Raw genomic sequence first — 10,500 nt, forward strand, 5'->3', positions numbered from 1 at the left:
AGCGGTAAGCGGTAAGCGGTAAGCAAAAATGTTCCTAATTTATATTAAGCAATACAAAATTTTTATTTAAGTGATTTATTCACCACAGAGATTAAGAAACGCTGCGCTTTAAAGAAGTAATTGTAAAAATAGGTTCTAGGAAGTGGCTAGGGTGTATTCGAAGTCAGTTGCGCTTTTCTCATTTGCTCTCATTCTACTCTTTGTGCAGAAAGGTTTTTGACTGTGGGCATTACTTGTAGGCGAGTGGCTTGCCACCGCGAAAATAATCTCATTGTCGCCAGATAAACTCGCTGCTACCAATACGTAGGCGCGGGGTTACCCAGCGCAATTAGATTCAAGTTCTATCAGTGATTAATTCACCACCGAGAACACAGAGTTCACAGAGAAGAAATAAGTGATTTTTTACTTTGGTTTCTCTGTGTAGCGCGCAGCGCCTTTGTGCTCTCGGTGGTAAAATAGGTTGTCGGTGTAAATGTATAAACAGTCGCGAGGTAAACTCGCTGCTACATACACGTAAGTGCGAGCTTTTAGTAGTTTTTAGATTTTAGGTTTTAGGTTTTAGCGAATGCAAAATTTCTTTCTCGATATAATCACTGTTATGCAAAACCAATTATGGTTTTATTTACTCACTGTTGGCTTAGTGAGCCTGTGTATTGGCAGTTTTTTGAATGTAGTTATTTACCGGTTGCCGATAATGATGCAGCGTGAATGGCAAACAGAATGCCGTGTTTTACTGGCTGACGATTTAAAACCTACAAAAGCTGATAATACAGAAACTGAGTTTAATCTGATCAAGCCTAACTCTACTTGCCCAAAATGCAAAACGGCAATTAAACCTTGGCAAAACATTCCTGTTATTAGCTGGTTATTGTTAAAAGGTCGCTGCGCTAGTTGCAGTAACCCTATTTCAGTACGTTACCCAATTGTTGAAATGCTTACTGCGGTTTTAAGCTTAATAGTGGCCTACACCTTTGGCGTGACTGAGCAGGCACTACTGTATATTTTAATTACTTGGGTGCTCGTCGCCCTGACCTTTATTGACATTGATCATATGCTACTGCCTGACCAACTCACCTTACCTTTAGTCTGGTTAGCATTAATTGCTGCGGTAATGGGCATCACTATCTCCCCAACAGATGCCATTATTGGTGCAGCATGTGGTTACTTAAGCCTCTGGAGCGTATTTTGGCTATTTAAACTGCTCACCGGTAAAGAAGGCATGGGCTATGGTGATTTTAAATTACTGGCGGTATTTGGCGCATTGCTTGGCTGGCAATCATTACTCACCATTGTTTTATTATCGAGTGTAGTAGGCGCTATTATTGGTATCGCGTTATTGAGTATTCAAGGCAAAGATAAAGCCACGCCAATTCCATTTGGGCCTTATTTAGCCATTGCCGGTTGGGTTACTTTGTTATGGGGCACACAAATCCAAGTATTTTATTTTAATTTGTTAGGTTATTAATATGCATGCATCCACTCATAAAGCGATGAAAAATTGGGTGCTGGGCTTAACCGGCGGTATTGGTTGCGGAAAAAGCGCCGTTAGCGCCATGTTTGAAAAACTCGCTATTACCGTGGTTGATGCTGACATTATTGCACGCCAAGTAGTCAAACCGCATAGCCCTGGTTTAGCTGCTATTAGTGAGCATTTTGGTGCCCAAGTGCTAAACCCCGACGACAGTTTAAACCGTGCGCAATTACGTGAGATTATTTTTGCTGATACAGCGCAAAAAACTTGGCTTAATAATTTGCTGCATCCACTGATCCGAGAAAAAACCCTTACTGATTTACACTCTGCAAACAGCGCATATGTGGTGCTCGTCGCACCACTGTTATTTGAAAATGGTCTTGAGCAATATTGTGATCGCACTTTAGTGATTGACGTTCCTGTAGAAATACAACTCAAGCGTACTATCGCCCGCGATAACACCTCTGAGCAGCAAGCACGCAGTATTATAGCCGCACAAATGTCACGCGAGGATAAACGCCATCGAGCTGACGATGTGATTGATAACAACCGCCCATTGCATTTAGTTGAGCAGGATATAATGCAACTTCATCAAAACTACTTACAACTAACGGCTAAAGTTAACTAATAAAGATGATAACGGTTGTGATAAACAAAAACTTTTTAGCTTTTTGTTGTCAAATTACCTTAAATCGACAAGACTGATGTTATACCATTCTTTTTTCTGATAAATTGCTGGCTATGAAAGGATCTAACCAAGGTGCGCAATGAATATTAATTCACCATTACTTAGAAAGTTTATTACGCTTGGCCGTATTGACGCAGAAACAGTCAAACTCAAACAGCGTGAGTATGGCTCAACAGCAGAGTTGATCGCAAAATGCAGCGGTATTGATGGTCATGAACTTGCCGAGCAATGTATCGACTTATTCCGAGTGCCTTATTTTGATATACGTGAGTTTGACGTCGAGCTGATCCCAAAAGAGCTTGTTAAAGAAAAACTGATCAAAGATCATCATATTCTACCTTTAGTTAAAAAAGGCCGTAAACTCTACATTGCCGCGTCGGATCCTACTGATTATGGTGCTTTTGAAAACTTTGAATTCAGTACAGGGCTTGCTTGTGAGGTGGTCGTTGTTGATTATCGCCAGCTTGAAGCCAAAATAGATCAACTGCTTGATGCGTCGGGCAGTTTAAATTTAAGTGATGAAGAATTTAAAGAATTTAGTGATTTAGATACCGAAGGTCCTCGCGAAATACAAAACAACGGCGAAGACGAAAAAGACGATGCCCCGATTATCGTATACATCAATAAAATTTTGATGGATGCAATTAAAAAAGGCGCCTCGGATTTACACTTTGAACCTTACGAACATAAATACCGCGTGCGTTTTCGTATCGATGGCATTTTACATGAAATGGCCAGCCCGCCGAACAGCTTAGCCACGCGTTTATCAGCGCGGATAAAAGTAATGGCACGCTTAGATATTGCCGAAAAACGCAAACCACAAGATGGCCGTATCAAACTTAAAATCACCGAACGTAAAAGTATCGATTTCCGGGTAAGTACGCTGCCGACTTTGTGGGGCGAAAAAATAGTAATGCGTATCCTTGATTCATCCAGTGCCATGCTTGGCATTGATGTACTGGGTTACGAACCTGAGCAGAAAAAGCTCTATATGGATGCGCTGCAACAACCGCAAGGCATGATTTTAGTTACCGGCCCTACCGGCTCCGGTAAAACAGTATCACTATACACTGGTTTGAATATTCTTAACCAACCAGAGCGTAATATCAGCACTGCAGAAGATCCGGTTGAGATTAACCTCGAAGGTATCAACCAAGTACAAATTAACCCGCGTGCAGAGATGACCTTTGCTAATGCGCTAAAAGCGTTCTTACGTCAAGATCCTGATGTGGTGATGGTAGGTGAGATCCGTGATCTTGAGACCGCTGAAATTTCTATCAAAGCGGCGCAAACTGGTCACTTGGTATTATCGACCTTACATACTAACTCTGCTCCTGAAACCCTAACCCGTTTACTTAATATGGGTGTACCTGCTTATAACGTTGCCAGCTCGATTAGCTTAATTATCGCACAGCGCTTAGCTCGACGTTTATGCCCTAAATGTAAAGCACCAGAAAGCTTGCCGGACGAAGAGTTACAACGCCAAGGTTTTAGCCCTGAACAAATAACTGAACTCACTTTATTTGCACCCAAAGGCTGCGATAGTTGCACTGATGGCTACAAAGGTCGTGTGGGTATTTATGAAGTAATGCAGATTACTCCAGAAATAGCGCAAATCATTATGCGTGGCGGTAATTCACTAGAAATTGCTGAAGTATCGTTAAAGTCAGGCTTTAATAACTTGCGTTTATCAGGCCTCAGAAAAGCTGCCGCCGGTATGACTTCATTAGCCGAGATAAACCGAGTAACTAGTTTTTAAGATCCTAAAACCTAGCTTTCTAGGTTTTAGAGTTATAAATCGTAAACAATATGTATGAGAAGATGTTATGCCAACAGTTGTAAGCTGCCCAACGTGTAAAAACGAAGTCGAATGGTCAGAAAAAAGTCCGCACCGCCCTTTTTGTTCAAAACGCTGTCAGTTAATTGATTTAGGCGAATGGTCGTTTGAAAACAATAAAATCTCTGCACCTATTACCTCTGCAGATGATTTAAGCCAAGATATGATTGAAGATATTGAAGCTATGCTTGCTAAAAACGACGATGATTTTTTCAAGTAAGCCTGAAGTAATTGAAAAATAGAAGCTAGGTTTTAGGTAGTGACTAGCTGCTAGGGTGTATTCGAAGCTCGCAGCCCGTGGCGAGGTAAACTCGCTGCTACCAATACGTAGGCGGGGGTTTACCCCGCGCAAACTCGAATTAACTACTTTGCTGTTAACCAAGCTTCCAAACCAAAAACACCAACGCAAAGCCAACTAAATAAATCAGCCCTAACCAGCTCAAGCTTTGTATTACTTTGGAATGCTGAATACTTGGCACTGAGCGAACTAAGCTGAAGTTCAGCCATGCAAAAATCGGCGTAGTCAAAAATGCTAGCGTCATAGCAAAAGTAAGCATAGGGCCAAGGGCTGATTTAAAGAATAAGATCACCGCCATCCCCGCCAAAGATTGTACTATCAACCAGATATTTAAGCTGTGCTTACTTTGTTTAAAACCTAATAACTTGTGTGATTCGTTTAATGTGCGCGCGTAGCCATCAAGCACGGTTAAAGTTGTGCCAAACATACACAAAAACGCGATAATTGAAACTAATGGTCGTGCCCATTCACCTATGGTGAGGGCATACATATCAATAAGCTGTTTAGCAAATGCCACGCCGCCGAGCTCTATATTCGCGCTTTGCCCATATTGCACTAGCACACCAAGTGAAAAGAATACTAATGCCAGCCCTGCGGTTAACCAATAACCTAAATTAAAATCAAACAACCCCTGAGCCTTAGTCACGCTTTGCTGACTTTGCTTTTCTTTAAGCCACAATGAGCTTAATGCTGAGATTTCAATCGGTGCAGGCATCCAACCCATCAATGCCACCATAAAACCCAGCATAGCAAGTTCATAGGGAGATGGGCCAACGTAATCAGCAGGTGCCATTGGGCCGTTACTAAATGCAATAGCTAGGGCAATGACTGTTGCTAGTGTAAGTAGCCCCATAATAGCCTTTGCGACGTTATCGAGTGCTTTAAAGTGCCCGAGTAATAAAATGACTAAGCAAACGGCGAGGATCAACCAACACAGTAAAGTCACTGAAATAGCAATGGGTAAAGCGTAGTGTAATAGACTGGCCGTTAATAGCAGCACACCAGCGGTATTGACCACCGCAGCAATAATATTTAACCCAATAAAACTATAAAAAAACCATGGGCCTTTACTTTGATAGCCTTCAACTAAGCTTTTTTTTGTGGCTAGCGTGTACTCGATACCAAAGCGGAAAAACGGATACTTAAGCACGTTAACAACGAGGATTAACCAAAATAGCTGCCAGCCAAAAATAGCCCCTGCTTGCGTTGATGCCACTAAATGTGAGCCTCCAATTGCAGCAGTCGCCATTAAAATACCTGGACCTAGTGCGTTTAAACGAGTTTGCCAAATTGATACTGCTGACTGCATCTGTGTACTTATTACTTATGGTTAATAATAAGCAAGTTACAGCGTTTTAATTAAGAAATAAAGAGTAAAGCGGAGGTTTAGAGGACTAGTCCTTTAGATGTAAATCGCTAGATCCTAGTTGCCTAAGATCTAGCGTCTTTATTATTTAACGTAGGTCCATTTCTTGAATAATTTCATGAGCAATTTCAGGTGTAGTGCTCACCGGTTTTTCATGTAAATTGGCTTTAATTTGGCCTTTACGATGCTTTAGTGCTGCATCGAGTTTTTTAGCCGCGTTTGCAATAGCTGGATAAAGAACTTCGTTCTCACCTTTAACGGATAAACGCGCGCCTTCGTATATGGTACTGATTTCTGCTTGGAGCTTATGATGCTCTTTTGAAAGAATGATATCTAGTGCGATCAGAGATGGAAAATGACTCGCAATTTTTGAAAATTTTTCGTTGATGTGCTCTCTAATAGAGTCAGTAACGTCAACATGGTGACCAGAAAGATTAATTTTCATAGGGTATCCTTTTTTATGTTACCTCATAACTAGTATTGGGGGCTATTTAGATTAACACAAGGCAGAAAAGCATAAATATGAAATTTATTTGTTATTACAGCTGATGTAGATCAATTTAGTCACATTAAATATGCAAAAGCCCGCGCATGGCGGGCTTTCAGCGTGTCACTTAATTTGTATATTAAGTATACGAACAACAGTAATCAGCAAAGTCAGTCACTTTTACTTGAAAGGTAACGTTAGCATCAACGTTAAAAGACTCCCCTGCTGACATCGTTTGCCATTTCGTCTCACCAGGGAGTAATACATCCCACTGGCCGCCGTTTAATTCCATCAATTCTTTTTTGCTCGTAGCAAATTCAAACTCACCCGGTTGCATAAAACCTAACGTTTTAGTGCTGCCATCAGCAAAAACCACGGTACGACTTGATACTTTACCGTCAAAATATACGTTCGCTGTTTTAACAACACTTACATTATCAAACTGAGACATCCTCACTCCTGTTCTTTGATTTATAATTTAACTGCGACCACATTGCCTTAAGGACGCATAGCATGCAAGTGTAGTGATGTGAAAAATACTCATGGGCATCTCATAGCTGACGGCTTAAAGCTTACAGCTCTGTATAAAAAAGCCCGCACTGCGTTTAACACAGTGCGGGCTTTTTACATTTTAACCTTTAAGGTTAAAACAATTCGTTTGCTTTGTTTACGATGTTTTCTACCGTGAAGCCAAAGTGCTCAAACAGCTCATTAGCTGGTGCTGACTCACCAAAGGTGGTCATACCTACTACAGCGCCGTTTAAACCTACGTATTTATACCAGTAGTCAGCAATACCTGCTTCTACGGCTACGCGGCGTGAAACTGCAGCTGGTAGTACACTTTCTTTATAAGCAGCGTCTTGTGCATCAAATACATCAGTCGATGGCATAGAGACAACACGTACTTTTTTACCTTGCTTACGCAGTTCAGCGGCTGAATCTTGTGCTAATTGCACCTCAGAGCCAGTTGCGATTAAGATAAGCTCAGGCTCGCCGTCACAGCTCAGCACATAACCACCTTTTTTCACGTCGCTTAATTGCTGCGCTGAGCGAGTTTGTTGCTCAAGGCCTTGGCGAGTAAAGATAAGTGATGTTGGACCATCTTGGCGTTCAATCGCTTGTTGCCATGCAATCGCAGACTCAACTTGGTCACACGGGCGCCAGTTAACTAAGTTTGGCGTTAAACGCATGCTAGCAATTTGCTCTACTGGTTGGTGAGTTGGACCATCTTCACCTAAACCGATTGAATCGTGGGTGTATACAAAAATGCTTGGCACTTTCATAAGTGCAGCCATACGAACAGCATTACGTGCATATTCCATAAACATTAGGAAAGTTGCGCCGTAAGGAATAAAACCTTTATGCAATGCAATACCATTCATAATCGCCGACATCCCAAACTCACGCACACCGTAATAGATGTAGTTACCGCTGGCATCATCGCGTGTTAAGCCTTTAGAGCCTTTCCAAAGAGTCAGGTTAGAACCGGCTAAATCAGCTGAGCCGCCCATAAATTCAGGCAGTAATGGACCAAATGCATTCAGTGCGTCTTGCGATGCCTTACGTGATGCTGGGTTTGCTGGATTTGCGTCTAGTTGCTCAATATATGCTTGTGATTTTTCAGCCCAATCTGCTGGCAACTCACTACTAGTACGGCGTTTAAATTCAGCGGCTAGTTCTGGGTGTGCAGCGGAGTACGCGGCAAATTTTTCATCCCAGTTAGCTTCAAGTTGTTTACCCTTTTCTTTGCCATCCCATTGTGCATAAATATCAGCTGGGATTTCAAATGCTTCACCAGTCCAACCAAGGAACTCGCGTGCTGCTTTGATTTCGTCTTCACCTAGTGGTGCGCCGTGACAATCATGGCTACCTGATTTATTTGGTGAACCATAACCGATAACTGTTTTACAACAAATTAGTGTTGGTTTGTCGGTGATGCTGCGTGCTTCTTCGATAGCTGCGCGGATAGCGTCTGAGTCATGGCCATCAACGTCACTTACTACATGCCAACCGTAGGCTTTAAAGCGTGCAGGTGTATCGTCGCTAAACCAACCTTCAACTTCACCATCAATTGAAATACCGTTGTCATCCCAAAATGCAATAAGCTTACCTAGGCCTAATGTGCCGGCAAGTGAACATGCTTCATGAGAAATACCTTCCATTAAGCAACCATCGCCTAAGAAAGTATATGTGTGGTGATCAACAATATCGTGACCTTCGCGGTTAAATTGCGCGGCTAATGCTTTTTCAGCAATCGCAATACCTACCGCGTTAGTGATCCCTTGACCAAGTGGGCCCGTAGTAGTCTCAATACCTGGCGCATACCCATATTCTGGATGGCCAGGTGTTTTTGAATGCATTTGACGGAAGTTTTTAATTTCCTCAATTGGTAAATCATAACCACTTAAATGCAATAGAGAATAAATAAGCATTGAACCGTGGCCATTGGAAAGTATAAATCGATCTCTATCTACCCACTCTGGATTTGTTGGATTGTGGTTTAGATAATCGCGCCATAGTACTTCTGCGATATCAGCCATGCCCATAGGGGCTCCAGGGTGGCCTGATTTGGCCTTTTGTACTGCGTCCATTGATAAGACGCGAATAGCATTTGCAAGTTCTTTGCGAGACGGCATGGATTCTCCTACCTTTACTGTATTTGCGCTGGTTATTGTGTGTATTCATTTGAAGATCCATTCTTACTTATTGTAGGGGCTGTATGCAATTAAAAACCTGATTAAATTGGGCATTATGAATTTTTTTTAAGAACAAAAAGTTATTAGTAATTTTATTTAGACGTCTAGGCGTAAAAAAACTATGCAACTATCGTTGTTTTAGATAAAATACGCCCCTAAATTTTTTAGCGCTCTTACCGACGTTTGTGAAGCGCAATATTTGTGAGCAAAGACAATGGCAAAACATTTATTTACTTCTGAATCTGTTTCTGAAGGTCATCCGGATAAAATCGCAGACCAAATCTCTGACGCGGTACTAGATGCCATCTTAGAACAAGATTCTCATGCCCGTGTTGCGTGTGAAACTTACGTAAAGACTGGTATGGTTATGGTTGGTGGTGAAATCACTACTAGCGCATGGGTTGATATCGAAGAAATCACACGTAAAACTGTACGTGAAATTGGCTACACTCATTCTGATATGGGTTTTGATGCAGACTCGTGTGCAATTTTAAACACGATTGGTAAGCAGTCTCCTGACATCAACCAAGGTGTTGACCGTACTAGCCCAGAAGAACAAGGCGCTGGCGACCAAGGCCTAATGTTTGGTTACGCATGTAACGAAACTGAAGTATTAATGCCTGCACCAATCACTTACTCACACCGTTTAGTGCAGCGTCAAGCGCAAGTACGTAAAAGCGGCGAGCTTAACTGGTTACGTCCTGATGCAAAATCACAAGTTACTTTTGCATATGAAAACGGCAAGCCAGTAGGTATTGACGCAGTGGTACTTTCTACTCAACACAGTGAGGACATTTCACAAAAAGATTTAGTAGAAGCTGTGATGGAAACAATCATCAAGCCAGTACTTCCTGCTGAGCTTATCACTAGTGCAACTAAGTTTTTCATTAACCCGACTGGCCGTTTTGTAATCGGTGGCCCAATGGGTGACTGTGGTCTTACTGGTCGTAAAATTATCGTTGATACCTATGGCGGCATGGCTCGTCACGGTGGCGGTGCATTCTCTGGTAAAGATCCATCAAAAGTTGACCGTTCAGCTGCGTACGCTGCACGTTACGTTGCTAAAAACATCGTTGCTGCCGGCCTTGCTGACAAATGTGAGCTACAAGTTTCTTACGCAATCGGTGTTGCAGAGCCAACGTCAATAAGTGTTGAAACATTTGGTACCAGCAAGCTTGAAGAATCACGTTTAATTGAATTGATTCGCGAACACTTTGACTTACGTCCATATGGCTTAATTAAAATGCTTGATCTTGAGCGCCCAATTTATTTACCAACTGCAGCTTACGGGCATTTTGGTCGTGATGAATTCCCTTGGGAACGCACAGATAAAGCAGACGCACTTCGCGCAGCAGCTGGTCTTTAATATCAGCCTTTATGTAAATGTAGAAAAAGCGCCAATTGGCGCTTTTTTTTATGCCTGCTGATTATATTGTTGTAAATGCCTAGGTTATTGTCGCGAGGTAAACTCGCTGCTACCAGACATAGTCGCGGGTTTACCCCGCGCAATTAAAGCTAGGTTCTAGAAAGTGATACCAATCGTGTTAAGTTACTGACCATTTATAGCGACAGATAAATACAGTGATAACAAGGCGTAAATTTTGACATGTAGTTGTTCTACTTGAAAAAATTATAACGCAGTTAGCGCTTTATTTAG

At 42.0% G+C, this 10,500-nt stretch carries 9 protein-coding genes; 5 read left to right on the top strand and 4 right to left on the bottom strand.

What is annotated here, in order from left to right; all coding sequences use genetic code 11:
* The first annotated feature begins 565 nt into the window (after positions 1 to 565).
* The 4 genes from H5183_RS20880 (at position 566) to yacG (ending at position 4,216) form a co-directional block, all read left to right on the top strand.
* Complete coding sequence (locus tag H5183_RS20880; protein ID WP_310736416.1) at positions 566 to 1,465, top strand: A24 family peptidase; 900 nt, start codon at positions 566 to 568, stop codon at positions 1,463 to 1,465.
* 1 nt (position 1,466) lies between these two features.
* Positions 1,467 to 2,099, top strand: a complete 633-nt coding sequence (gene coaE, locus H5183_RS20885; protein ID WP_182732625.1) for a dephospho-CoA kinase — start codon at positions 1,467 to 1,469, stop codon at positions 2,097 to 2,099.
* Between the two features lie 139 nt (positions 2,100 to 2,238).
* Complete coding sequence (gene pilB / locus H5183_RS20890; protein ID WP_145235193.1) at positions 2,239 to 3,918, top strand: type IV-A pilus assembly ATPase PilB; 1,680 nt, start codon at positions 2,239 to 2,241, stop codon at positions 3,916 to 3,918.
* A 67-nt stretch (positions 3,919 to 3,985) separates the two neighbouring features.
* Positions 3,986 to 4,216, top strand: coding sequence for a DNA gyrase inhibitor YacG (gene yacG, locus H5183_RS20895; protein ID WP_145235191.1), 231 nt, complete (start codon positions 3,986 to 3,988; stop codon positions 4,214 to 4,216).
* Positions 4,217 to 4,370: 154 nt separating this feature from the next.
* On the opposite strand, the gene H5183_RS20900 is transcribed toward yacG, so the two are convergent.
* From H5183_RS20900 to tkt, 4 genes are all read right to left on the bottom strand, one after another.
* The gene (locus H5183_RS20900; protein ID WP_145235524.1) at positions 4,371 to 5,543 is read right to left on the bottom strand and encodes an NRAMP family divalent metal transporter; all 1,173 of its coding nucleotides are present in this window, start codon (positions 5,541 to 5,543) and stop codon (positions 4,371 to 4,373) included.
* 205 nt (positions 5,544 to 5,748) lie between these two features.
* On the bottom strand, positions 5,749 to 6,105 hold the full coding sequence (gene hpf, locus H5183_RS20905) for a ribosome hibernation-promoting factor, HPF/YfiA family (protein WP_145235189.1): 357 nt from the start codon (positions 6,103 to 6,105) through the stop codon (positions 5,749 to 5,751).
* Between the two features lie 181 nt (positions 6,106 to 6,286).
* Positions 6,287 to 6,598, bottom strand: coding sequence for a pyrimidine/purine nucleoside phosphorylase (locus tag H5183_RS20910; protein WP_145235187.1), 312 nt, complete (start codon positions 6,596 to 6,598; stop codon positions 6,287 to 6,289).
* A gap of 193 nt (positions 6,599 to 6,791) precedes the next feature.
* Complete coding sequence (tkt, locus tag H5183_RS20915; protein ID WP_182732626.1) at positions 6,792 to 8,783, bottom strand: transketolase; 1,992 nt, start codon at positions 8,781 to 8,783, stop codon at positions 6,792 to 6,794.
* Between the two features lie 274 nt (positions 8,784 to 9,057).
* On the opposite strand from tkt, the gene metK reads away from it, so the two are divergent.
* Positions 9,058 to 10,209 (top strand): methionine adenosyltransferase, encoded by a 1,152-nt coding sequence (metK, locus tag H5183_RS20920; RefSeq protein WP_149981353.1) that lies wholly within the window; start codon positions 9,058 to 9,060, stop codon positions 10,207 to 10,209.
* The last annotated feature ends 291 nt before the right edge of the window (positions 10,210 to 10,500 follow it).

Origin of the sequence: Pseudoalteromonas sp. SR44-8 (assembly GCF_014163635.1) — a bacterium.
Lineage (GTDB): Bacteria > Pseudomonadota > Gammaproteobacteria > Enterobacterales > Alteromonadaceae > Pseudoalteromonas > Pseudoalteromonas rhizosphaerae.

What these genes read in the sequence shown, in the direction of transcription:
- H5183_RS20880 (WP_310736416.1), top strand. Translation starts at nt 566, where the DNA reads ATGCAAAATTTCTTTCTCGATATAATCACTGTTATGCAAAACCAATTA.
- coaE (WP_182732625.1), top strand. Translation starts at nt 1,467, where the DNA reads ATGCATGCATCCACTCATAAAGCGATGAAAAATTGGGTGCTGGGCTTA.
- pilB (WP_145235193.1), top strand. Translation starts at nt 2,239, where the DNA reads ATGAATATTAATTCACCATTACTTAGAAAGTTTATTACGCTTGGCCGT.
- yacG (WP_145235191.1), top strand. Translation starts at nt 3,986, where the DNA reads ATGCCAACAGTTGTAAGCTGCCCAACGTGTAAAAACGAAGTCGAATGG.
- H5183_RS20900 (WP_145235524.1), bottom strand. Translation starts at nt 5,543, where the DNA reads ATGGCGACTGCTGCAATTGGAGGCTCACATTTAGTGGCATCAACGCAA.
- hpf (WP_145235189.1), bottom strand. Translation starts at nt 6,105, where the DNA reads ATGAAAATTAATCTTTCTGGTCACCATGTTGACGTTACTGACTCTATT.
- H5183_RS20910 (WP_145235187.1), bottom strand. Translation starts at nt 6,598, where the DNA reads ATGTCTCAGTTTGATAATGTAAGTGTTGTTAAAACAGCGAACGTATAT.
- tkt (WP_182732626.1), bottom strand. Translation starts at nt 8,783, where the DNA reads ATGCCGTCTCGCAAAGAACTTGCAAATGCTATTCGCGTCTTATCAATG.
- metK (WP_149981353.1), top strand. Translation starts at nt 9,058, where the DNA reads ATGGCAAAACATTTATTTACTTCTGAATCTGTTTCTGAAGGTCATCCG.